Consider the following 23,036-nt stretch of genomic DNA (forward strand, 5'->3'; position numbering starts at 1 on the left):
AGAAGGGGAGAACGGCATGAGTGCTTCAGCAGCGTTGCTGGCGGCCGCCGAGGGCGGGATCATCGGCGACGGGCGGACCGGCTCCTATCTGGCCCTCGGGGCGGGGCTGCTCGGTCTGGCCCTCGGCTGGACCGCCCTGGCCCGCGCCGGCGGCCGGATCGGCACCGGCAACGCCCGGATCGGCGGGGTGTCGGCCATCGCGGCGGGCGTGGCCGGCACGGTCCTCGCGGTGCTGCACGCGGCCACCGCCGACGGCGGTCCCGGCACCGGCAACGGACTCGTCGGCGCGCTCGTGGCCATCCCGCTGGGGCTGGGCGCCGTGCTCCTCGGCCGCCGGGCGCTCAACCGGCACCGCCGCGCCGACCGGACACCGGTCTGACCCCGCCTTCCGGCGTGGCCCCCCCGCGCACGCCGGAACAACCCCGGTGCCGGCCGCCTCACCGGCCTTCCGGCCTCGCGGGGGTCGCGTGCGTCCGCATGCGGGCCCGTACGACGACCCCCGCGCCGAGCAGGCCGACGGCGAGGGCTGCTGCGCACCCGCACCGCAGCCCGTCAGGCTCGGCGCGCCCATGGCCGCCGCCGCGGCGGACGATGCTCCGGCGGGCGGCGCGGCCGCTGCGGTCCGTGAGCGACCGAGGCACGCGCGACAGCGGGACCGCGACCGGGGAACGGGACCTGTCGCGGCACCGCTCACGAGGGCCGGCCGTGCCGTCCGGGAGGCTCAGCCGGCACGCGCGACAGCGGGACCGCGACCGGGGAACGGGACCTGTCGCGGCACCGCTCACGAGGGCCGGCCGTGTCGTCCGGGAGGCTCAGCGGGCCAGCAGGTCCCGGATCGCCGCCGTGACCTCGTCGGGTGCCTCCTCGGCCATGAAGTGCCCCGCCCGGGTCAGCCGGTGGTCCAGGTCCGGCGCCCACGCCCGCCACACCCCGCCGGCGTCGTAGCCCAGCCGCGCACCCCAGTCCTGCTGGACGACCGTCACGGGCATGGCCAGCTGCGACCCGGCGTCCTTGTCCGCCTGGTCGTGCGCGACGTCGATGCCCGCCGAGGCCCGGTAGTCGGCGACGATCGACGTCACCGCCGCGGCGCTCGCCCGCAGGTACGCGGCACGCACCTCCCGCGGCACGGCGGCCGGGTCGTCGGACCAGGAGTCGAGGAACGAGCCGAAGAACGCGTCCGCACTGCCCGCGATCATCGCCTCCGGCAGGCCCGGCGGCTGGGCCATGAGGAAGAGGTGGTACCCGACCGCCGCGGAGACGCCGTGCAGGACATTCCACATGTCGAGCGTCGGCACGACGTCGAGGATGCCCAGGTGCGTGACGGCCCCGGGGTGGTCGAGACCCGCACGGAAGGCGACCAGGGCGCCCCGGTCGTGGCCGACGAGGGCGAAGCGGTCGTGGCCGAGCGCCGCCGCCAGGGCCACGACGTCGGCTGCCATGGTGCGCTTGGCGTACACATCGGGACCGGTGGCCGCCGGCTTGTCGCTGGCACCGTAGCCCCGCAGGTCGGGACAGATCACCGTGTGCTCGTCGGCGAGCCGCTCGGCGACGTGCCGCCACATCAGGTGCGTCTGGGGGAAACCGTGCAGCAGCACGACCGGGCTGCCACTGCCGCCGATGGCAGTGGCCAGCTCCACGCCGTCCGCACCGGGCAGGCGGGTGTGGTCGAAGCCGGGAAGGGTGAGCGTCATGGGAGGGCCGTCTTTCCTGGTGGGGGACTGACCGCAGCAGCCTGGACGACGGCGATCAGCAGCCGATCAGCACGGCTGGGCGAGGCCGGCCCCCGGCGCCGAGGATGGGGGCATGCGAATCGACGTGCTCGGTGCCGTGCGGGCCTTTCACGACGACGGCAGCCCGGTCGCCCTGGGAGGGCCCCGCCACCGCGAGGTGCTCGCCCGGCTCGTCGCCGCCGAGGGACGGATGGTCACCACCGACACCCTCGTCGACGACCTGTGGACCGATCCGCCGGCCCGCGCCGTCGGCGCCCTGCGCACGTTCGTCGCCGCACTGCGCCGCGCCCTCGAACCCGGCCGGCCGCCCCGTACTCCGCCGGGCGTCCTGGTCACCGAGGGGCCCGGCTACGCGCTGCGTCTGCCGCGCGAGGACGTGGACGTCCATCGCTTCCAGGACACCCTGGCCCGCGCCCGGCGGACCCCCGACGCGGTGACCGGCCTCGGCGAGGTCCTCGCGGCCTGGCAGGGCCCCGCCTACGCCGATGTGACCGGCTCCGCGTGGGCGCAGCGCGAGCGCGTCCGGCTGGAGGAGCTCAGAGGGGAGGGGGTGGAACTGCGCGCCCGTATCCTCCTCGACTCCGGGGAGGGCGCCGGCCTCGTCGCCGAACTGGGCGCCCATGTCGCCGAACACCCTTGGCGAGAGCCCGCCTGGGCGCTCCTCGCCCGCGCGCTCCACCGTGCGGGCCGCCGGGCCGACGCGCTGGCCACCCTCCGCCGCGCCCGCGCGATGCTCGCCGATCAGCTCGGACTCGACCCCGGCGCCGACCTCCAGCGCCTGGAGACGGACATCCTCAACGGATCCCTGTCCCTCGAAGGCCCACGTACCGCGTGGGCCGGCCCCGGTGTCCGGTTCGGTCCGCGCACCACCGTGGATCTGGCCCGCACCCTCGCACTGGCGGGTGGCGACGCCCTCGTCCACGCACGGCGCGACCGCCTCGCCGCCGTCCGGGCGGCGGAACGCACGGGCGACCCCTTCCTCACCGCACGGATCATCGGCGCCTACGACGTGCCCGCCCTGTGGACCCGGGCCGACGACCCCGAGCAGTCCCGCGCCGTCGTGGCGGCCGCCGAGCGCACGCTCACCGCACTCGGCCCCGACGGCCCCGCCGACCTGACTGCCCGCCTCCTGGCCACCGTCGCCGTCGAGAGCCGCAGCGCCGATCTGTCGGGGGCCGAACTCGGGCGCGCGCGACAGGCGGCACGGCGGGCCGAGGCGCTGGCACGGGACGTGGCCGATCCCGCCCTGCTGGCGTTCGCCCTCAACGGGGTGTTCCTGCAGTCCTTCGCCCACCCCGGACTCGCCACGGAACGGGACAGGACCGGCGCCGAGATCCTCGACCTGGCCACCCGGCACGCGCTGCCGAACTTCGCCGTGCTCGGCAGGCTCGTCCGCCTGCAGTCCGCCTCGGCCCTCGGCGACCTGGACACCGCGACCTCGCACGCCGAGGCCGCCGAACGGCTCGCCGCCACCACCGAGGCGCCCCTCGTCCCCGTCCTCACCGGGTGGTTCCATGCCCGGGCCGCGGCCGCCCGCAGCACCGAACCGGGAGGACCAACCGCCGCCACGGCCGCGGCACACTACCGCGCCGCCGACGACGCCCTCCGGACGGCCGGAATGCCCGGGCTGCACCGTGGCCTGCTCCCGCTCGCCCTCCTGGGGCTGCGCCTGCTGCACGACCGGCCCGCGCCCACCGATCCCCACCTCGACTGGGGCCCGTACCGCCCCTGGGCGCACCCCCTCCTGCTGCTCGACCGGGGCCGGACCGAGCAGGCCCGCGCCGCCCTCGCCGCGGTGCCCGAACCACCGCCCGACCATATGCAGGAGGCCCTGTGGTGCCTGACGGCCCGCGCCGCCGTACGCCTCGGCGAACGCGGCGTCGCCGCCCGCGCCGAGGCCGCCCTGCGGGGTGCCCGCGCGGAACACGCAGGCGCCGCGGGCGGCATGCTGACCCTGGGCCCGGTGGCGCGGTACCTGGCCGAGGCGGAAGCCTGCGCCGCGGCGGGACGGTGAGCGCCGCCGCGTCCGCACACCCGTCGTCACGCCCGTTGCCCGGCGACGCCCCGTCACACCCGTCGCCCGGCGACGACGACTCCCCGTCACATGACGAGGGCGGGACCCGAAGGTCCCGCCCACCCCGTAGGAAGCCCCGGCTCAGGGCCACACCAGGCAGTACGCCTGATGCCCCGCCTCATGCAGCCGATGGCTGAAGTCCTGCCATTCGTGCAGCAGCTGGTACACGTTGAACGCGTCCCGCGGGCCGCCCCGGTCCGGGACCGTGGACCAGATGAAGGCGGCCGCGCCGACCGCTTCCTCGCCTATGCCGCGCAGGGGGTCGACGACCGTCATGGGGAGCTTCACGACCGCGTAGTCCGGGTGCAGGACGACCAGTTCCAGGGGCGGGACCTTGTGCAGGGGGACGCCCTCGATGCCCGTGAGGACCATCGCGGCCATGGTCTCCGGCTTGATCTTGGTGAACATGCCGCCCATGCCGAGTTCGTCGCCGCCGAGTTCCTCGGGGCGCATCGAGATCGGGACGCGGGCCGCCGTGGCGCCGTCCGGCGCGCCGAAGTACTTGTACGTCACCCCCACCCGACCACCCATCCTGCTCTCCGGCTCTCTCAGAGGGCCGATCCGATCGGGCTCGCCGCGCGGTCGACGCGTCTCGTCCGGGTTCTCCATTTCGCGCCGGTGCTTTCCCCGCCGGGCCCGTCGAGGACCCAGGCCGTCAGTCCCCTCGCCCAGTCCGCCACCGCGATGCATATCTCCACCCGACTGCTTTTCTAGGACGCGTGGCCCCCGCCGCGCAACCCGATCATCGTGACAGTGACCTCCCCCACGGTCGCACGCCGAAACGTGCGGTGAAACATCTTGTCCGGGAGCCCCTCGCAGCCTCCCGCCGCCGTGGTCGTGTGAGCTGTGTGTATCAGACGCCAGTTTCGCAGATCACGCCGGAACGGGGGCCGAATGCCCGAGGCCGCCCCTGGCCTACCCTGAGACGAGTCACACGCATCCGCGGCCACGGCGAGAGGCCGGGACGTCGGAGCAGGTCGGAGAAGGTCGGAGAAGTCGCAGGTCATGAGCGAACTGCCATATTCGTACGAAGCCCAAGCCTCGCAGGCGCTGTTCGACCGTGCCGCGGCCGTCACTCCCGGTGGCGTGAACTCACCGGTGCGTGCCTTCCGCGCGGTCGGTGGCACACCCCGGTTCATGGTGTCCGGAACCGGCCCCTACCTGACCGACGCCGACGGGCGCCGGTACGTCGACCTCGTCTGCTCGTGGGGCCCGATGATCCTCGGGCACGCGCATCCCGAGGTGATCGCCGCCGTGCAGGAGGCCGTCGCGCGCGGTACGTCCTTCGGCACGCCCGGTGAGGGCGAGGTGGCGCTCGCCGAGGAGATGGTCGCCCGGATCGAACCGCTGGAGCAGGTACGGCTGGTCTCCAGCGGCACCGAGGCCACCATGTCGGCGATCCGGCTCGCGCGCGGCTTCACGCGGCGGACCAAGGTGGTCAAGTTCGCCGGCTGCTACCACGGCCACGTCGACTCGCTGCTCGCCTCCGCCGGGTCCGGTGTGGCCACGTTCGCGCTGCCCGACACCCCCGGTGTGACGGGCGCGCAGGCCGGCGACACGATCGTGCTGCCGTACAACGACCTCGACGCGGTGCACGCCGCGTTCGCCGCGCACCCCGGTGAGATCGCCTGTGTGATCACCGAGGCGTCGCCGGGCAACATGGGCGTCGTGCCGCCGCGGCCCGGGTTCAACCAGGGGCTGAAGGACGCCTGCGCCGCGCACGGAGCGCTGTACATCTCCGACGAGGTCATGACGGGTTTCCGCACCAGCCGCGCCGGATGGTACGGCGTCGACGGGGTGCGGCCCGACCTGATGACCTTCGGCAAGGTGATGGGCGGCGGCTTCCCGGCCGCGGCCTTCGGCGGGCGAGCCGACGTGATGGGCCACCTCGCCCCGGCCGGGCCCGTCTACCAGGCCGGCACCCTCTCCGGGAACCCGGTCGCCACCGCCGCCGGGCTCGCCCAGCTGCGGCTGCTCGACGACGCCGCGTACGGGAAGGTGAACGCCGTCTCGGCGCAGATCCAGTCGCTCGTCACGGAGGCGCTCGGCAAGGAGGGGGTCGCGCACACGCTGCAGAACGCCTCCAACATGTTCTCGGTGTTCTTCACCGACCGTCCGGTGCGCGACTACGAGGACGCCAAGGCGCAGGAGTCGTTCCGCTTCACCGCGTTCTTCCACTCGCTCCTTGCGAACGGCGTCTACCTGCCGCCGTCGTCGTTCGAGTCCTGGTTCGTGTCCACGGCCCACGACGAGGAGGCCGTCCAGCGCATCGCCGACGCCCTTCCGGCGGCGGCCCGAGCGGCAGCGGAGGCCACGGCATGAGCACCCCGAAGAAGGACGACGACGTCACCGTCGTCCACCTGATGCGGCACGGCGAGGTCGAGAACCCGGACGGCGTCCTGTACGGCCGGCTGGCCGGCTACCACCTCTCGGAGCTGGGCCGGCGCATGGCCGACCGGGTGGCGGAGCACCTCGCCTCCCGCGACATCACCCATGTCGTCGCCTCCCCGCTGGAGCGGGCGCAGCAGACGGCCGAGCCCATCGCGAAGGCGCACGGCCTGGACATCGCCACCGACGGGCGGCTGATCGAGGCCGAGAACGTCTTCCAGGGCAAGACCTTCGGCATCGGCGACGGCGCGCTGCGCCGCCCGGCCAACTGGAAGCACGTCGTCAACCCGTTCAGGCCGTCCTGGGGCGAGCCGTACGTCGATCAGGTCGTCCGCATGATGGGCGCGCTGCACGCGGCGAAGGACGCGGCGCGCGGACATGAGGCGGTGCTGGTCAGCCACCAGCTGCCGATCTGGATCGTGCGGTCCTATGTGGAGAAGCGGCGGCTGTGGCACGACCCGCGCAAGCGGCAGTGCACGCTCGCCTCGCTGACCACGTTCACCTACCGGGGGGACAGCATCGTCTCCGTCGGCTACAGCGAGCCGGCCCGCGATCTCGTCCCGGCGCACCTGCTGGCGGGCGCCAAGCCGGTGAAGGGGAAGGGCAAGGCCTTCGGGGCCTAACGGTCGTCGTTCTCGGAAGGTAACGCCCTCCCGGGATTTCGTTGCGAAACCGCCGCAGTCGAGGGGGAACCGCCTGCTCCGTCACGTGCTCTGAATGGGTGACCACCAGAGGACGTGACGAAGGGGGACGCCATGCGCGCTCTCTCCCGCAGGGGAATGCTCGGGCTCGGTGCGGGGGCCGGTGCCGTGGCCGCCGTCTCGCTGGCCGGCTGCGGCGGCTCGGGCGGTGCGGCCTCCGGGGACGGTTCCCGCTCCGGCGGCGACCGGACCGGAACGCCGAAGCCGAAGCCGACGAGGACGGCCCGTCCGATCGGTGACGGTTCCACCTCCTTCACCGGCGCGCAGCCCCACCAGCCGGACCGGCCCGTGCCACTGGAGCCGGGCCAGACGCCCCCGCAGTTCGTCGTCTTCTCCTGGGACGGCGCCGGAGAGGTCGGCAACGGGCTCTTCCCGCGCTTCCTGGACCTCGCCAAGGAGCACGGCGCGTCCATGACCTTCTTCCTCTCGGGCGTGTATCTGCTCCCCGAGTCGAAGAAGCGCCTCTACGACCCGCCGAACAACCCGAGGGGCGCGTCCGACATCGGGTACCTCACCGACGCGCACATCAAGGACACGCTCAGGAACCTCCGCCGGGCCTGGCTCGAGGGCCATGAGATCGGTACGCACTTCAACGGCCACTTCTGCGCCGGTTCCGGCAGCGTCGGCAACTGGACGTCGCAGCAGTGGCGCAGCGAGATCGAGCAGGCCACGTCGTTCGTGAAGGAGTGGCGCACCAACTCCGGCTGGACCGACGTGGAGTCCCTGCCGTTCGACTACGACAAGGAACTCATCGGCGGCCGTACGCCCTGCCTCCTCGGGCGGGACGCACTGCTGCCCACCGCCCGCGAGCTCGGCTGGCGCTACGACGCCTCCTCGCCCGGCGGACGGCAGGTCTGGCCGACGAAGAAGAAGGGGATATGGGACCTTCCGCTCCAGCAGATACCTTTTCCCGGGCATTCCTTCGAAGTCCTGTCGATGGACTACAACATGCTCGCCAACCAGTCCCTCAACACGACGAAGGCGCCCGCCCACAACTACCCGGGCTGGCGTGAACAGGCCGCCGGATCCTACATATCCGGCTTCAAGCGGGCATACGAGTCGAACCGGGCACCCTTCTTCGTCGGCAACCACTTCGAGGAGTGGAACGGCGGTATCTACATGGACGCCGTGGAGGAGGCGATGAAGCACATCGCCCGGGAGAAGGAGAAGGGCGGCGACGTGAGGCTCGTCTCCTTCCGGCAGTTCACCGACTGGCTGGACGTGCAGAAGCCGGAGATCCTGGAGCAGCTCCGCACCCTGGACGTGGGGCAGGAACCGGACGGCGGCTGGAAGGCGTTCGCCAAGGACCCCGCGGGCTCCGGGGGAGCGGGCGCCGGTACGGCGGGAGCGGGTGCCGGCGGCACCGCCTGATATGCGGGTTTCCGCCCGCGAGGAGAGGGCGCAGGGGGGTGCGCAGGGGGGTGCGCAAGATCCCCAGAACGGGCATGCGAAACTTTTCACATGAGTGCCGCCAGCCGCGCCCCCCAGCGCTCGAACCGAGCCCCGCAGAGCTCGAACCGCGCCACCCGCTTCTCCCGCCGCGCCACTCTGGCGGCAGGCGCCGCCGCGGCCGCACTGCTGGTCTCCGCGTGCGGCTCGGGCGGGACGTCGGGCGGCGGCGGGGACACCAACTTCGTCGTCGGCACCGACGGCATCTCGACGGTCCCCGAGGGCAAGCGCGTCGCCGCGCCCGAACTCTCCGGGAAGACGCTCGAGGGCAAGCAGCTCGACGTCGCCGACTACCAGGGCAAGGTCGTCGTCCTCAACGTCTGGGGCTCCTGGTGCAACCCGTGCCGTGCGGAGGCCAAGTACTTCGCCGCCGTGGCCAAGGACTACGCCGACCGGGGCGTGCAGTTCGTCGGCATCAACACCCGGGACGGCAGCACCACGTCCGCCCTCGCCTTCGAGAAGGACTTCGGCATCCCGTACCCGAGCCTGTACGACCCCACGGGCAAGCTGATGCTCCGCTTCGAGAAGGGCACCCTCAACCCGCAGGCCGTCCCGTCCACCCTGGTCCTCGACCGGGACGGCAGAATCGCCGCCCGCTCGCTGACCGCGCTCAACGAGGAACGGCTGCTGAAGATGCTCAAGCCGGTCGTCGCGGAGAAGTGACGTGACGGCCCTGTACACGCTCGCCGCCGAGACGGGCTACAACGGCACGGTGCTCAACGGCGCCCTGCTGGTCGCCCTGCCCATCGCCGTACTCGGCGGGCTCGTCTCCTTCTTCTCCCCCTGCGTCCTGCCGCTCGTCCCCGGCTACCTCTCCTACGTCACCGGCGTCTCCGGAACCGACCTGGCGGAGGCGCGGCGCGGCCGGATGGTCGCCGGGGCGTCCCTGTTCGTCCTCGGCTTCACCGTCGTGTTCGTCTCGGGCGGCGCCTTCTTCGGCTACTTCGGGCAGACACTGCAGGAACAGTCGGGCGTCCTGTCCAAGGTGCTCGGCGTCCTCATGATCCTCATGGGTGTCTTCTTCATGGGCCTGATGCCCTGGCTCACCCAGCGGGAGTTCCGCTTCCACAAGCGGCCGGCGACCGGGCTGGCCGGCGCGCCCGTCCTCGGCGCGCTGTTCGGCATCGGCTGGACCCCCTGCATCGGCCCCACCCTCGCCTCCGTACTGACCCTTTCCGCCCAGCAGGAGAGCGCCGGGCGCGGCGCCGTACTGACCGTCGCGTACTGTCTGGGACTGGGCGTGCCCTTCGTGCTCGCCGCCGTGGCCTTCCGCAAGGCGCTCGGTGCCTTCGGCTGGGTCAAGCGGCACTACACCTGGGTCATGCGCATCGGCGGCACGATGATGATCGTGACCGGTGTGCTGCTGCTGACCGGCGCGTGGGACAGCCTCGTGGCGGAGATGCAGACCTGGTCCAACGGCTTCACGGTGGGGATCTGACCCGATGAGCGACACCACGACGGACACCACCCCGAAGGCCGGTGACGACCAGGACCTCGGCGCGGCCGGCTCCCAGCTGTCCACCGCGCCCAAGGACGAGCCGCCCCATCTGCCCTCCCTGGGCGTCATCGGCTGGGCCCGCTGGTTCTGGCGGCAGCTCACCTCCATGCGGGTCGCGCTGCTGCTGCTCCTGCTGCTGTCGCTCGGCGCGATCCCCGGTTCGCTCATCCCGCAGACCGGCATCGACGCGACGAAGGTCGCCGACTTCCGCGAGCGGCACGACATCCTCGCGCCCCTCTACGACAAGCTCGGCCTGTTCAACGTCTACAGCTCGGTGTGGTTCTCGGCGATCTACATCCTGCTGTTCGTCTCCCTCATCGGCTGCATCGTGCCCCGCACCTGGCAGTTCGTGGGCCAGCTGCGCGGCCGCCCGCCGGGCGCCCCCCGGCGGCTGACCCGGCTGCCCGCCCACACCACCTGGCGCACCGGGGCCGAACCCGAGCAGGTCCGCGAGGCCGCGCTCGCCCTGCTGCGGAAGCGCCGCTTCCGCGCCCACCTCGTCGGTGACGCCGTCGCCGCCGAGAAGGGCTATCTGCGCGAGGTCGGCAACCTGCTCTTCCACATCGCGCTGATCGTGATGCTGATCGCCTTCGCCTGGGGCCAGTTGTTCAAGTCCGAGGGCAACAAGCTGATCGTCGAGGGCGACGGATTCTCCAACGCGCTCCCGATGTACGACGACTTCAAGTCCGGCAACCTCTTCTCCGTCGACGACCTGGAGCCGTTCAGCTTCGACATGAAGGACTTCCGGGGCACGTACGAGCGCACCGGGCCCAACAAGGGGACGCCGCGCACCTACGAAGCGGACCTCACCTACACCGAGGGCGCCTACGGCGAGGAGAAGAAGACCACCGTCAAGGTCAACGAGCCGCTGACGATCGGTGACGCCAAGGTCTACCTCACCAGTCACGGCTACGCGCCCTTCGTCACCGTGCGCGACGGCAAGGGCGAGGTCGTCTTCCAGGACGCCGTGCCGCTGCTGCCGCTCGACGCCAACGTCACGTCCTCCGGCGTGGTCAAGGTTCTCGACGGCTACCGCAACCCCGGGGGCACGAAGGAACAGCTCGGCTTCAACGCCTTCTTCGTGCCCACCTTCGGCGGCTCCGGCGGCACGATGCTCTCCCAGTTCCCCGCGCTGGACTATCCGGTGCTCGCGCTGTCCGCCTACCACGGCGACCTGAAGGCCGACGCCGGCATTCCGCAGAGCGTGTACCAGATGGACAGGACCAAGATGAAGGAGTTCAAGGACGCCGACGGCGAGCTGTTCAAGCAGCTGCTCATGCCCGGCGAGACCATGACGCTCCCGAACGGCGCCGGCTCGATCACCTTCGAGAAGGACGTCAAGGAGTGGGCGCAGTTCCAGATCGTCCAGGAGTCGGGCGCCGGCTGGGCGCTCGGCGGCGCCGTCGCCGCGATCGCCGGACTCGCGGGTTCCCTGTTCATCCAGCGTCGCCGCGTATGGGTGCGCGCGGTCGAGGGCCCCGACGGCGTGACCGTCGTCGAGATGGCCGGCCTCGGCCGCAGCGAGTCCACGAGGCTCCCCGAGGAACTCGGCGACCTCGCCGGCCTCCTCTACGAGAGGGCGCCCGGTGTGCCCGACCCCGTAACCGCCCCGGAGCCGGACGGTGTGTCCGGCTCCGACTCCGCGTCCGAAGGGGCTGAGCAGCCTTGAGTCCTCTCCGGCTCTCCATCGATCCACGCCGCCCGGGTCGAAACCAGCCCGGTGACACGCATGCCATCCCGCCGCAGACCTCACCGCCCGACCGGATGCCGCCGGGATGTTCAGCCGAAGGAGTGTTGAGGTGACCCTCGCCGCCGCCACCAACGAAGATCTCGCGAGCATCAGTAATGTGCTGATCTACTCCGCGATGGCCATCTACACCTTGGCCTTCTTCGCGTACATCGCCGAATGGCTCTTCGGCAGCCGCAGCAAGGTCGGCCGTACGGCCGCCGCTCTCACTCCCCAGTCGGCCACGGTGAAGGCCGCACCGGCCGTCACCGTCAACAAGGCCGGCGGCACCGCCGTACTGGAGCGGCCGAAGGTCGTCGTACGGGCCGCGACCGGCTCGCGTGACGTGCCCGACGGGCCCGGAGCGCACGGCGGGGACGAGAAGGGCGACCTCTACGGGCGTATCGCCGTCTCCCTCACCGTGCTCGCGTTCCTCCTCGCGTTCGGCGGGGTGCTCACCCGCGCGCTGTCCGTGGAGCGGGCGCCGTGGGGCAACATGTACGAGTTCAACATCACCTTCTCCACCACCGCGGTCGGCGTGTACCTCCTGCTGCTGGCGCTGAAGAAGAACGTGCGCTGGATCGGCCTGTTCCTGACCACCTCGGTCCTCCTCGATCTCGGTCTCGCCGTCACTGTCTTGTACACCGCCAGCGACCAGTTGGTTCCCGCCCTCCACTCGTACTGGCTGTACATCCACGTCTCCACGGCGATCCTGTGCGGCGCGGTCTTCTACGTGGGCGCGATCACCACGATCATGTACCTGTTCAAGGACGCGTACGAGAACAAGCTCGCGAACGGCGGCAAGCCCGGCAGCTTCGCGACCTCGTTCCTGGAGCGGCTGCCCGCCTCCGCGTCCCTGGACAAGTTCGCCTACCGTGTCAACGCGGCCGTGTTCCCGCTGTGGACGTTCACGATCATCGCGGGCGCGATCTGGGCCGGCGACGCCTGGGGCCGCTACTGGGGCTGGGACCCCAAGGAGACCTGGTCCTTCATCACCTGGGTCGCCTACGCCGGATACCTGCACGCCCGCGCCACGGCCGGCTGGAAGGGCCGCAAGGCCGCCTACCTCGCCCTGGCGGCGTTCGGCTGCTGGCTGTTCAACTACTACGGCGTGAACATCTTCGTCTCCGGCAAGCACTCGTACGCCGACGTCGGCCTGGGAGCGCTGCGGTCCATCGGCTTCTGACCGCCGCGCACCGCGAAGGCCGGTGAAGGCCGGTGTCCGTGACCCGGGTCACGGACACCGGCCTTCACCGGCCCGGTCGCCGATGTCCTCGTTCCACAGCTGTGGATGACGGGCGACGAACTCCCGCATCATCGCGACGCACTCCGGATCGTCCAGCAGCACGATCTCCACGCCGTGGGCGGCCAGCCAGTCGTGGCCGCCGTGGAAGGTGACCGCCTCGCCGATCACCACGCGGGAGATGCCGAACTGACGGACCAGGCCCGAGCAGTACCAGCACGGGGACAAGGTCGTCACCATCGTCGTGCCACGGTACGACCGCTGTCGTCCCGCCGCGCGGAAGGCGGTGGTCTCCGCGTGCATCGACGGGTCACCGTCCTGCACGCGGCGGTTGCGGCCCCGGCCGAGCAGGGTCCCGTCGGCGCCGTACAGCGCGGCGCCGATGGGAATGCCGCCCTCCTCCCGCCCGGTACGGGCCTCCGCGACGGCGGTGGCGAGCCAGGTGCGGGCGGTGAGCTGATCGATCGACTCCATGGGGTCAGTGTTCCCTGCGTACGGCCCGCGTCGGGCGTGCCGCACCGGCTCTGTACGCTGGCCCGATCGCTGCTGCGCGGGCGGCAGTTGAGCTCTGAGGGAAGGAACGACATGGGTGCTCCGGCACTGGAGGAGCTGCGGGAGGTCTGCCAGCCGCAGGCCAAGATGGCGAGCCGCAACGGCGAGCACTGGGCCGGCCGGCTCTACATGCGGAAGATCTCCCTGCGCACCACCCGCCACCTGGTACGCACCCCGGTCACCCCGGACCAGCTCACCTGGACGATGGTGGTCTGCGGAGTGGCCTCCGGCGCCGCCCTGATGATCCCCGGCCTGACCGGCGCGATCCTCGCCGTGATCCTCATGCAGCTGTTCCTCCTCTTCGACTGCGTCGACGGTGAAGTCGCCCGCTGGAAGGGCCAGAACAGTGCGGCCGGCATCTACGTCGACCGGCTCGGCGCGTACCTCGCCGACGCGGCGCTGCTGGCCGGCGCCGGCTACCGCGCCGCCGAGTCCGGCGTCGGCGGGTGGCTGTCGATCGGCATAGCCACCGCCCTCGGCGTCGTCCTGCTCAAGGCATCCACCGACCTGGTGGACGTCGCCCGCGCCCGCCGCGGCCTGATGGTCGCCGACGACGAGTCGACCCGCCCGCGCTCACAGGGCGTCGCCACCGTCCGCCGGGTCGCCGCCGCGTTCAAGATCCATCGCGTCACCAACGGCATCGAGGCGTCCCTCGTCCTCCTCGCGGCCGCCGTCGCCGACGCCGTGACCGGCGGCCTCGAGCCGACCCGCTGGGCGCTGGGTGCACTCGCCGTCATCACCTGGGTGATGGTCCCGGCGCACCTGCTGTCGATCCTGTCCTCCTCCCGCCTGCGCTGACCCACCCGCCGGCCGGGGCACCGCCGTGCCCCGGTGCCCCGGTGCCGGCGCGGCAGCACGTTCGCGTCCGTCTCCCCGGTGCCGTCGAAAGACGCCGGGGCCGGGCGGCAGTGGTCCGCGATTTCCCCGCAGATCACGCAGTCGGGAAACGGTGAGGGCCGGCTCACGTCGGCCAACGGCCGTGAACGGTCATGGGCGGCCCTGACACCCCGCAACTAGCCGTTCCTCCGGCGTGGCCGCCCGCACCGGGCCCGCTCACTCGCCCGGGTGAATATTGCCTGTTTGTCTTCTTCCAGGGTCCTGGCTTCCTTACGTTCGGTGCACATGCCGACGACATATGTCGGCTGTAGTCGGTTGACAGCAAGGAAACCCATGGTCAAGCCGCCCCACGAGGCGATGCACCGCATCTTCCAGCACGACCCCGGACTCTTCAGCCGGGTCTCACGCTTCCTCGGAGTCGACATTCCCAGGCCCGTCAGGGCCACACCGCTGCCGACCGACCTCACCGAGAGCAGCCCTGTCGAACGCCGTGTCGACACAATCCTGTGCTTCGAGACCGCGGACCGGGGCGACTTCCTCCTCGCCATCGAGGCCCAGGGCGGCAGGAATCCCGACAAGCCGGCCAGCTGGGCGTACTACACCAGCTACCTGTGGACGAAGTACCGGCTGCCCACCGCACTGCTCGTGGTCTGCCAGGACCACACCACGGCCAAATGGGCCCAGCGAGCGGTCAGCAGCGGACCGCCCGAGCTGCCCACCCTCACCCTGCGTCCCGTGGTCGCCGGCCCGCACAACATGCCCGTGATCACGGACCCGGAGGAGGCGCGCGCCGACCTCGTCCTGGCCAGCCTGGCGGCCATCACACACGCCGCCGAACCCGCCGTGAATGCCATACTGAAGGCCCTCTCCACCGCACTGCGGGACGTGCCCGAAGACATCGCGGACCCCATCGTCGAATTCACCGCACAGGGCCTGGGCAAGCACCCGGCCAAGCACCTCTGGAGGAACCTGGTGGCCGTGGACCTCTCCTTCTACAAGTCCTACCTCGTCGAGGAAATCCGGGAAGAAGCCCGCACCGAAGCCCGTGCCGAAGCCCGTGCCGAAGCCCGTGCCGAGGGCATCCTGCTCGTTCTGGAGCAACGCGGTCTCGAGGTGTCGGACGATGTCCGCAGCCGTGTCACGGGCTGCACCGACCCCGACGTCCTCCGTCACTGGCTCGCCCGCGCCGTCACCGTCCCGAAGGCCGAGGAGATCTTCGGGGAGGAGTGATCCACCCGGGACTGCTCGCGGCCGACCCCGTACTCACCCCGGGTTCGCGCTGACCGACCGCCAGATCCGGTCCGGCAGGACGTCCGCCGCCTCGTCGAGGTCGATGTCGCCGAGAGTCAGCCAGCGGCGGCTCGCGCCGATCACCGGGCCGAGGATCAGCGACTCCAGAACCGACACGGGCAGGGGCGCGAGCTCGCCCGACGCGACGTACCGGCTCACCCACGCGGACAGCGGGGTGAGCCGGGCCTCCTGGGCGTCACGGAGCTGCTTCGCCTGGCGCATGCCCAGTTCGTCGGCGCGGGAGGAGTGCAGCAGGAGGCCCGCCTCCCGGTGGTCCCGGATGAACGTCAGGTAGGCCCGCACGAGGGACCGGACACCGGCGCGGGCGGAGTCCGCCTGTTCCAGGGCCGTGACCATCTCCACCAGCAGCCGTTCCAGCCAGCGCATCAGCAGGGCGGTCAGCAGGCCGTCCATGCTGCCGAAGTGGTGGTAGAGACTGCCGGGGCTGACACCGCTCGCCGCGGTCACCGCGCTGACGGTGAGGCCCTGCTCGCCCGACTCTCCGTAGACGCGCAGCGCCGCGTCCAGCAGGTGCTCGGCGGTCACCTCGCCGCGGTGCTGCTTGGGGGTCATCGCAGGGTGGCCGTACCTTCCAGGTGATTCTGGAGTGAATTTCTAGAATTCACTTCCAATTCTAGCCCGTTCTCCTTCAGACTGACCCCTGCCGACGTGCGGTCCGCCCGTCGTGGGGGGAGCGGGCGGGTCGCCACCGGTGGCGCGACGACGGAACACGACGACGGGGCAGACGTGATCGAGCTGGGCGGAAGCGGCGCCGAGCCGCTGGAGGACGAGGACCCGCAGCGGATCGGCACGATCCCGCTCGTCGGACGGCTCGGGGCGGGCGGCATGGGCCGCGTCTACCTCGGCGTGCACGAGGGGCGGTACGCCGCCGTCAAGCAGTTGCTGCCGTCGGTCGTCGCCGAGGACAAGGACTTTCTGCGCCGCTTCGGACACGAACTGGACAACCTGGCCCGCTTACCCGAGCACGCCACCGCCCCGCTGCTCGCGGGCGACCGCACTGCCCGGCCCCCGTGGTTCGCCACCGCCTACGTCCCCGGCCTCACCCTGCGCGAGGCCCTCGAGGTCCACGACGGACCGCTGCCCGCCGGAGCCCTCTGGCTGTTGCTGCGGGAGGCCGCCGCGGGGCTCGCCGCGGTGCACGCGCTCGACATGGTGCACCGGGACATCAAACCGTCCAACGTCATGCTCACCCTCGACGGCCTCACCCTCATCGACTTCGGTGTGGCCCGCGCCGCGGAGCAGAGCAAGATCACCATCAGTGGCATGGTGGTGGGCACTCCCGCCTACATGTCCCCGGAACAGGCCTCGGGGGCACGCACGTCGACCGGGGCCGTCGACATCTTCGCGCTCGGCTCGGTCATCGCGTACGCGGCGAGCGGCCGGCCGCCCTTCGGTGACGAGTCCGGACACGGCGTGCTGTACCGGATCGTGCACGAGGAGCCCGACCTCGACGCCGTACGCGCTCTGGATCCGGAACTCGCCGAGGTCGTCGCGGCCTGTCTGGACAAGGACTACGAGGGTCGGCCCACCGCCGCCGAACTCGTCGAACTCGCCGACCGGCACGGCCCGTTCACGCCGCCGCTGTGGCCGGAGGCCGTCACGGCGCAGCTGACCGAACGGGCCGCCTTCGCGGCGCGGACACCGACCGCTTTGACCCTGCCGGAGGAACCGGAAGCGGCGAAGGAACCGGAAGCGGCGAAGGAACCCGAGAAGCCCGAGAAGCCTGGGGAACCGGAGGCGCCCGGTGCGTCCAGGCCGTCGCCGGAGGAGCGCGGCCGCCGGACACGTGTGGTCCCCGTGGCCGTCCCCGTCGTGGTCGTGGCGACGGGCACCACCCTCGCCTTCACGCTGCTGCCGTACACCTTCGACACCGCTGACGGGGCGGGACCCGCCCCCACCTCGTCGGTTTCGCTCTCCGTCACCGCGCCGCCGGGGACGCCCGGCGGGTCCGCGAAGCCGTCGCCGTCCGCCGGGGCATCCTCCTCGAAGAAGCCGGGGTCCGGGTCCCAGGAGCCGGCGACCGCTCCCGCACAGGCGGGCGCCGACGCCGACGACGGGGACGGGGACGGGAAGGACGACGGCGCGGGTGGGAACGGCGGCGCCGACGGCGGTGCCGGAACGAGCGGGGACCCGGGTGGCGGAGGCGGGGAGGACCCGCCTCCGGGCGGGGGTACGGAGGCCGAGGCCCCGGTGGAGGGGGGTGGCTCCACCCTGCGCAACGGGTCGAGCGGACGGTGTCTCACCGCCACCGCGAGCGCCGGTTACGGCAACGTCTCCATGGGCGACTGCACCTCAGGGGCGGCCGACTGGAGCCTGCGGAGCGTGTCGTCCGGCACCTACCGGATCGTCCACCGGGTGTCCGGCAACTGTCTGTCCGCCTACGGTTCGATGCACAGCACGACCTGTGGTGCGGACGACGCTCAGGAGTGGCGTCTCGGCTCGGGCGGCAGCGTCATCCTCGCGAAGACCGGCAGGTGTCTGGAACACTCCCGGCCCAGTGGCCTGATCATGGTGCGGGTGTGCGAGGGGACGGCGTCCCAGAGCTGGACCAGGAGCTGACGCCGAACGGGGGCGCGGACGGGGGCGTGGGCGGTCAGGCCGTCCCGCCGCGGTCCCCGTCCCCCGGGTTGTCGTCCTTGTCCTTCTTCGTGTCCTCGTCCAGCGACTTCAGGAACTCGGGGTTGTCGTCCGGCGCCACCCACTGGCGGCGGCCGCCGCCCCCGCCCCATACGGAGCCGCCCGCGCCCGCGGGCTGCCGCTTCTTGCCGGCGATGAGCCAGGAGATCGACCCGACCAGCGGGAACAACAGCACGAGGATCGCCCACAGCGGCTTGGGCATGTGACGAATGTCCTCGTCCTTCGTGCTGATGCAGTCGATGAACGCGTACACGCTCAGTGCCAGCGGCACGAGGAACATCAGCACCCGAAGCATGGGGCCTCTCCAGCGAAAGCAATGAAAGCGGTGGGTGGTACAGGGCCAGGGTAACCGCTCGGGGATACTTGACCGCATGGCTTACGACGATCTTCGCTCCCTGCTCAGGGCGCTGGAGCGCGAGGGCGACCTCAAGCGCATCAAGGCCGAGGTCGACCCGTATCTGGAGGTCGGTGAGATCGTCGACCGGGTGAACAAGGCCGGCGGTCCCGCCCTGCTCTTCGAGAACGTGCGCGGCTCGAGCATGCCCCTCGCCATGAACGTGTACGGCACGGACCGCCGCCTGCTGAAGGCACTCGGGCTGAAGTCGTACGCGGACATCAGCGAGAAGATCGGCGGGCTGCTCAGGCCCGAGCTGCCGCAGGGCTTCATCGGCGTGCGCGAGGCCTTCGGGAAGCTCGGCTCGATGACGCACGTGCCGCCGAAGAAGGTGAAGTCCGGCGACGCGCCCGTGCACGAGGTCGTACTGACCGGTGACGACGTCGACCTGGAGCAGCTTCCGGCGCTGTTCACCTGGCCGAAGGACGGCGGCTCCTTCTTCAACCTGGGACTCACCCACACCAAGGACCCGGAGACGGGCATCCGCAACCTCGGCCTCTACCGGCTCCAGCGGCACGACAAGCGCACCATCGGCATGCACTGGCAGATCCACAAGGACAGCCGGAACCACTACCAGGTCGCCGCGCGGCGCGGTGAGCGGCTGCCGGTCGCCATCGCCTTCGGCTGCCCGCCGGCCGTGACGTACGCGTCCACCGCGCCCCTGCCCGGGGACATCGACGAGTACCTGTTCGCCGGCTTCGTGCAGGGCAAGCGGATCGAGATGGTCGACTGCAGGACGGTTCCGCTCCAGGTACCCGCGCAGGCCGAGGTGGTCATCGAGGGCTGGCTGGAGCCCGGCGAGATGCTTCCCGAGGGTCCCTACGGCGACCACACCGGGTTCTACACCCCGCAGGAGCCGTTCCCCGCCCTGACGATCGACTGCGTGACCATGCGCAAGCGTCCGTTGCTGCAGTCGATCGTGGTCGGCCGGCCGCCGACCGAGGACGGGCCGCTGGGGCGGGCCACGGAGCGCTTCTTCCTGCCCCTGCTGAAGATCATTGTCCCCGACATCGTGGACTACCACCTGCCCGAGTCCGGCGGCTTCCACAACTGCGCGATCGTCTCGATCGACAAGAAGTACCCCAAACACGCCCAGAAGGTGATGCACGCCATCTGGGGCGCCCACATGATGTCGTTGACCAAACTGATCGTGGTCGTCGACTCCGACTGCGACGTCCACGATCTGCACGAGGTCTCCTGGCGGGCCCTCGGCAACACCGACTACGCCCGTGACCTCACCGTCGTCGAAGGCCCCGTCGACCATCTCGACCACTCGTCCTATCAGCAGTTCTGGGGCGGCAAGGCGGGCATCGACGCGACGAAGAAGTGGCCCGAGGAGGGCTACACGCGCGACGGGGGCTGGCCCGACATGGTGGAGTCCGACCCCGACACGGCGGCGAAGGTCGACCGCCGCTGGAAGGAGTACGGACTGTGAGTCCCCTGGCCGTCGGCGGCCCCGCGCTCTTCATCGGCACCGACACCGACTATGTGGCCCTCGTACGCCCCGAGCTGGACCCGGGCGACGAGGGGGTCCGCCGGGCGGCCGCGGAGGCGGGTGTCACCCCCGAGGAACTCGCCGGTGCCGGGGACACCTGGGCGGTGCTGTTCGAGCAGGGTGGCGAGGGCGACGGCTTCGAGCTGCCCGGCGTGCGCGACGCGGAACCCGCCGACTTCGCGCGGCGGCTGCGTGACGAGCTGGCCGCGGCGGAGGGACCCTTCACGGTCGACGGCGGCGCGGTACTGCGGCTGGACGCCCGCCCGTCCGGCGCCGACGCGTACGTCTTCACCGCGCACCTCGCCCCGCCCGACGACGCGGGCACGCCGCTGACCGTGGCGACGGGCCCGCTGCCGGCCGCCGCGCTGCTGGCCGACCTCGACACGTTCCTCGGGAGCCTCGCATGATGACCACCGCCGACGGGGTCGTGGGCTCCGACCCGGAGACACACGATCGGGTGACGCGGCGCTGGAAGGAGTACGGATCGTGAGCAGTGAAGCCATCCTCGGTGAGGGCAGCGCGGACCACGGTCCCCGCCGACGCGGGGGTGTTCCGGCGTTCCTGCGCCTCGTCATGATCGAGCACTCGGTGTTCGCGCTGCCCTTCGCCTACATCGCCGCGCTCACCGCGATGTACGAGTGGGACGCGAACATCCACTGGGGCGAACTGCTCCTGGTCACCGTCGCCATGGTCGGGCTGCGGACCTTCGCGATGGCCGCCAACCGGATCATCGACCGGGAGATCGACGCCCGGAACCCCCGCACCGCGCACCGCGAACTGGTCACCGGCGCGGTGTCGGTCAGGCATGCCTGGACCGGCGCGCTGGTCGCCCTCGTCGTCTTCCTCGGCGCGGCGGCCCTGCTCAACCCCCTCTGTCTCGCCCTCGCGCCCGTCGCCGTGATCCCCATGGTGGTGTATCCGTACGGCAAGCGGTTCACCGATTTCCCCCAGGCCATCCTCGGACTCGCGCAGGCCATGGGACCGGTCGGCGGCTGGCTGGCCGTCACCGGGTCGTGGTCCTGGGACGCGGTCGTCCTCGGTCTGGCGGTCGGCATCTGGATCGGCGGCTTCGACCTGATCTACGCCTGCCAGGACGTCGACACCGACCGTGAGACCGGTGTGCGGTCCGTCCCCGCCCGCTTCGGCATCCCGGCCGCCGTCCGGGGCGCCCGCGTCTGCCACGCCGTGACCACCGGCCTGTTCGTCTGGTTCGCCCTCCTCACCGACGCCGGTGCCTTCTTCTGGCTGGGCGTGCTGATCGTCGCCGGAGCCTTCGTCTACGAACACACCATCGTCCGCCCCACCGACCTGACCCGCCTGAACCGGGCCTTCTTCAGCGTCAACGGCTTCATCGGCATCGCGCTGTTCGTCTGCGCCCTGCTGGACCTGCTGGTACGCGGGCTGACGGTCTAGGGCCCGGTGCGAAAGCGGCGCCGGCCGCGCGATGCCCGGCACGCACTCCCGCCGCACCGGCCCGAGCCCGAGTACGCCCCGTACGGAGGGCTTCCGGCGGGGCACGCCGAGAGCACGCACCGGACGCCGCACTGCCGCCCTTCGGGCGACGACGCCACCTTCGCAACAGGCTCCAGGGGTGTCCGGCGTCCGGGAGATCAGGCCGCCGGTCGCCGGGGTTCGGGTGCGCGGCGGAAGAGGAACGCCGCCGTCACGCCCGCCACCAGGCCGATCAGGTGGCCCTGCCAGCTGATGCCGGACTGGGTCGGGGCGAGGCCCGCCAGGATCGAGCCGCCCCAGACCGCCGCCACCAGGACGCCGGCCAGGACCCCCAGCGGGCGACGCTCGACGAAGCCGCTGACCAGGAGGAAGCCGAAGAGGCCGAAGATCAGGCCGGAGGCGCCCGCGGTGTTGGAGTGCGCCGGGGATATGAGCCACACCCCCAGTCCGTCGGCCACGACGATCAGCGCGCAGACCGCGAGGAACCGGCGTATCCCCCCGAGCGCCGCCAGGAAGCCCAGCACCAGCAGCGGCACGCTGTTGGCGGCCACATGGGCGAAGCCGAAGTGCAGGAAGGCGGCCGGGAGGATGTCGGCCAGCTCGGACGGGACGCGAGGCACGATGCCGTAGGCGTCCAGCGCGTGCCCGGTGGCCACGTCGATCACTTCGAGCAGCCACAGCAGGGCCACCCAGCCCACCATCAGCTTGGCCGCGGTCCTGACCCGGTCGCTCCCCGACCACTCCGGACGCGAATCCGACATCATGCACCCCCCGCCGTCAGCCCGTTCTCTGTGAAGAACGCCCGGCACCCCTTGCCCGGTTCCCTCCCTGCGACTCCCGGTAGGCTCGGTGTCGTGAACCCAGTCAAGCCAGGAGAGACGCGGCGTACGCCTTGGATCGTAGGGGTCTCCGGTGCCTCCGGCACTCCGTATGCCGCCTCGGTGCTGCGCGCCCTGCTCGCCGCCGGTGAGAGCGTCGATCTCGTCGTCAGCCGGGCCTCGCGGCTCACCCTGCTGGACGAGACGGGCATCTCCTTCCGTGACGCCCACTGGCGCGACGACCTGCGGGAATGGCTGTCCCGCGGGGCGGACGGGAAGCCGGACACGTTCTCCGTCGACCTCGACGGCGTACGGCACTGGCCCGCCGGTGACCTCACGGCCGGGCCGTCCTCGGGCTCGTATCCGAGCAGGGGCATGCTCATCGTGCCCGCCTCCACGGCCTGTGTGGCCGGGGTGGCGCTCGGGCTCTCCAAGGACCTGTTGCAGCGGGCGGCGAGCGTGACCCTGAAGGAGGGACGCACGCTGGTGGTGGCCGTGCGGGAGACACCGCTGAACGGCCAGACCCTGCGGCACCTGGTGACGCTGGACGACGCGGGCGCCACCGTGGTGCCCGCCTCCCCGGCCTTCTACGCGGGCGCGACGCACATCCAGGACCTGGTGGACTTCGTGGCCGGACGCGTACTCGACGCGGCGGGCGTGGAGCACCGGCTCTACCGCCGCTGGACAGGCGGACTCGGCGGCGGATCCCGTACCGACTGAGACCGGCAGCC

Annotated in this window: 22 protein-coding genes; 16 read left to right on the plus strand and 6 right to left on the minus strand. The window is 71.6% G+C overall.

The window, feature by feature from the left end; all coding sequences use genetic code 11:
• The first annotated feature begins 16 nt into the window (after positions 1 to 16).
• Complete coding sequence (locus tag ACIF9R_RS29170) at positions 17 to 379, plus strand: DUF6223 family protein (RefSeq protein WP_399985367.1); 363 nt, start codon at positions 17 to 19, stop codon at positions 377 to 379.
• Between the two features lie 433 nt (positions 380 to 812).
• Here the strand turns inward: ACIF9R_RS29170 and ACIF9R_RS29175 are convergent, their stop codons facing one another.
• Positions 813 to 1,691: an alpha/beta fold hydrolase gene (locus tag ACIF9R_RS29175; RefSeq protein ID WP_399985368.1), complete on the minus strand. Its 879-nt coding sequence runs from the start codon at positions 1,689 to 1,691 to the stop codon at positions 813 to 815.
• 112 nt (positions 1,692 to 1,803) lie between these two features.
• Between ACIF9R_RS29175 and ACIF9R_RS29180 the strand changes: the two genes are divergently transcribed.
• A complete protein-coding gene (locus ACIF9R_RS29180) occupies positions 1,804 to 3,744 on the plus strand; it encodes a BTAD domain-containing putative transcriptional regulator (RefSeq protein ID WP_399985369.1) in 1,941 nt (646 codons plus the stop codon).
• Between the two features lie 141 nt (positions 3,745 to 3,885).
• Here ACIF9R_RS29180 and ACIF9R_RS29185 read toward each other — a convergent pair whose 3' ends face one another.
• Positions 3,886 to 4,494 carry a hypothetical protein gene (locus tag ACIF9R_RS29185; protein ID WP_399985370.1) on the minus strand — a complete coding sequence of 203 codons (609 nt, stop codon included), beginning with the start codon at positions 4,492 to 4,494 and terminating at the stop codon, positions 3,886 to 3,888.
• Positions 4,495 to 4,809: 315 nt separating this feature from the next.
• On the opposite strand from ACIF9R_RS29185, the gene hemL reads away from it, so the two are divergent.
• The 7 genes from hemL to ccsB all read left to right on the plus strand — a co-directional run bounded on the left by hemL (position 4,810) and on the right by ccsB (position 12,752).
• Positions 4,810 to 6,126 carry a glutamate-1-semialdehyde 2,1-aminomutase gene (hemL, locus tag ACIF9R_RS29190; protein WP_399985371.1) on the plus strand — a complete coding sequence of 439 codons (1,317 nt, stop codon included), beginning with the start codon at positions 4,810 to 4,812 and terminating at the stop codon, positions 6,124 to 6,126.
• Positions 6,123 to 6,815 carry a histidine phosphatase family protein gene (locus ACIF9R_RS29195; RefSeq protein ID WP_399985372.1) on the plus strand — a complete coding sequence of 231 codons (693 nt, stop codon included), beginning with the start codon at positions 6,123 to 6,125 and terminating at the stop codon, positions 6,813 to 6,815. Before hemL ends, ACIF9R_RS29195 begins: the two co-directional genes overlap by 4 nt.
• A gap of 132 nt (positions 6,816 to 6,947) precedes the next feature.
• Complete coding sequence (locus ACIF9R_RS29200) at positions 6,948 to 8,264, plus strand: hypothetical protein (protein ID WP_399985373.1); 1,317 nt, start codon at positions 6,948 to 6,950, stop codon at positions 8,262 to 8,264.
• A 90-nt stretch (positions 8,265 to 8,354) separates the two neighbouring features.
• Entirely contained in the window at positions 8,355 to 9,005 is a 651-nt protein-coding gene (locus tag ACIF9R_RS29205; protein ID WP_399985374.1) for a TlpA family protein disulfide reductase, read from the plus strand.
• A gap of 1 nt (position 9,006) precedes the next feature.
• Complete coding sequence (locus tag ACIF9R_RS29210; RefSeq protein ID WP_399985375.1) at positions 9,007 to 9,780, plus strand: cytochrome c biogenesis CcdA family protein; 774 nt, start codon at positions 9,007 to 9,009, stop codon at positions 9,778 to 9,780.
• Between the two features lie 4 nt (positions 9,781 to 9,784).
• A complete protein-coding gene (locus tag ACIF9R_RS29215; RefSeq protein WP_399985376.1) occupies positions 9,785 to 11,509 on the plus strand; it encodes a cytochrome c biogenesis protein ResB in 1,725 nt (574 codons plus the stop codon).
• Positions 11,510 to 11,639: 130 nt separating this feature from the next.
• Positions 11,640 to 12,752 (plus strand): c-type cytochrome biogenesis protein CcsB, encoded by a 1,113-nt coding sequence (ccsB, locus tag ACIF9R_RS29220; protein WP_399985377.1) that lies wholly within the window; start codon positions 11,640 to 11,642, stop codon positions 12,750 to 12,752.
• 48 nt (positions 12,753 to 12,800) lie between these two features.
• Here ccsB and ACIF9R_RS29225 read toward each other — a convergent pair whose 3' ends face one another.
• Entirely contained in the window at positions 12,801 to 13,283 is a 483-nt protein-coding gene (locus ACIF9R_RS29225) for a nucleoside deaminase (RefSeq protein WP_399985378.1), read from the minus strand.
• A 111-nt stretch (positions 13,284 to 13,394) separates the two neighbouring features.
• Between ACIF9R_RS29225 and ACIF9R_RS29230 the strand changes: the two genes are divergently transcribed.
• Together ACIF9R_RS29230 and ACIF9R_RS29235 are read left to right on the plus strand one after the other, a co-directional pair.
• Entirely contained in the window at positions 13,395 to 14,159 is a 765-nt protein-coding gene (locus ACIF9R_RS29230; protein ID WP_399985379.1) for a CDP-alcohol phosphatidyltransferase family protein, read from the plus strand.
• Positions 14,160 to 14,531: 372 nt separating this feature from the next.
• A complete protein-coding gene (locus ACIF9R_RS29235) occupies positions 14,532 to 15,428 on the plus strand; it encodes a hypothetical protein (RefSeq protein ID WP_399985380.1) in 897 nt (298 codons plus the stop codon).
• Positions 15,429 to 15,461: 33 nt separating this feature from the next.
• On the opposite strand, the gene ACIF9R_RS29240 is transcribed toward ACIF9R_RS29235, so the two are convergent.
• Positions 15,462 to 16,061 carry a TetR/AcrR family transcriptional regulator gene (locus ACIF9R_RS29240; RefSeq protein WP_399985381.1) on the minus strand — a complete coding sequence of 200 codons (600 nt, stop codon included), beginning with the start codon at positions 16,059 to 16,061 and terminating at the stop codon, positions 15,462 to 15,464.
• Positions 16,062 to 16,235: 174 nt separating this feature from the next.
• Here ACIF9R_RS29240 and ACIF9R_RS29245 point away from each other — a divergent pair, with 174 nt between their 5' ends.
• Positions 16,236 to 18,068 carry a protein kinase gene (locus ACIF9R_RS29245; protein ID WP_399985382.1) on the plus strand — a complete coding sequence of 611 codons (1,833 nt, stop codon included), beginning with the start codon at positions 16,236 to 16,238 and terminating at the stop codon, positions 18,066 to 18,068.
• A 34-nt stretch (positions 18,069 to 18,102) separates the two neighbouring features.
• Here ACIF9R_RS29245 and ACIF9R_RS29250 read toward each other — a convergent pair whose 3' ends face one another.
• Entirely contained in the window at positions 18,103 to 18,441 is a 339-nt protein-coding gene (locus ACIF9R_RS29250; protein WP_399985383.1) for a PLD nuclease N-terminal domain-containing protein, read from the minus strand.
• Positions 18,442 to 18,517: 76 nt separating this feature from the next.
• Between ACIF9R_RS29250 and ACIF9R_RS29255 the strand changes: the two genes are divergently transcribed.
• From ACIF9R_RS29255 to mqnP, 3 genes are all read left to right on the plus strand, one after another.
• Positions 18,518 to 19,975: a menaquinone biosynthesis decarboxylase gene (locus ACIF9R_RS29255; protein WP_399985384.1), complete on the plus strand. Its 1,458-nt coding sequence runs from the start codon at positions 18,518 to 18,520 to the stop codon at positions 19,973 to 19,975.
• The gene (locus ACIF9R_RS29260; RefSeq protein ID WP_399985385.1) at positions 19,972 to 20,442 is read left to right on the plus strand and encodes a hypothetical protein; all 471 of its coding nucleotides are present in this window, start codon (positions 19,972 to 19,974) and stop codon (positions 20,440 to 20,442) included. The genes ACIF9R_RS29255 and ACIF9R_RS29260 overlap by 4 nt, the downstream gene beginning before the upstream one ends.
• Before the next feature lie 94 nt (positions 20,443 to 20,536).
• Entirely contained in the window at positions 20,537 to 21,448 is a 912-nt protein-coding gene (gene mqnP, locus ACIF9R_RS29265) for a menaquinone biosynthesis prenyltransferase MqnP (protein WP_399985421.1), read from the plus strand.
• A 197-nt stretch (positions 21,449 to 21,645) separates the two neighbouring features.
• Here the strand turns inward: mqnP and ACIF9R_RS29270 are convergent, their stop codons facing one another.
• On the minus strand, positions 21,646 to 22,248 hold the full coding sequence (locus tag ACIF9R_RS29270; RefSeq protein WP_399985422.1) for a rhomboid family intramembrane serine protease: 603 nt from the start codon (positions 22,246 to 22,248) through the stop codon (positions 21,646 to 21,648).
• Positions 22,249 to 22,341: 93 nt separating this feature from the next.
• On the opposite strand from ACIF9R_RS29270, the gene ACIF9R_RS29275 reads away from it, so the two are divergent.
• Positions 22,342 to 23,025, plus strand: coding sequence for a UbiX family flavin prenyltransferase (locus ACIF9R_RS29275; RefSeq protein ID WP_399985386.1), 684 nt, complete (start codon positions 22,342 to 22,344; stop codon positions 23,023 to 23,025).
• Positions 23,026 to 23,036: the final 11 nt, after the last annotated feature.

Origin of the sequence: Streptomyces sp. NPDC086080 (assembly GCF_044540255.1) — a bacterium.
Lineage (GTDB): Bacteria > Actinomycetota > Actinomycetes > Streptomycetales > Streptomycetaceae > Streptomyces.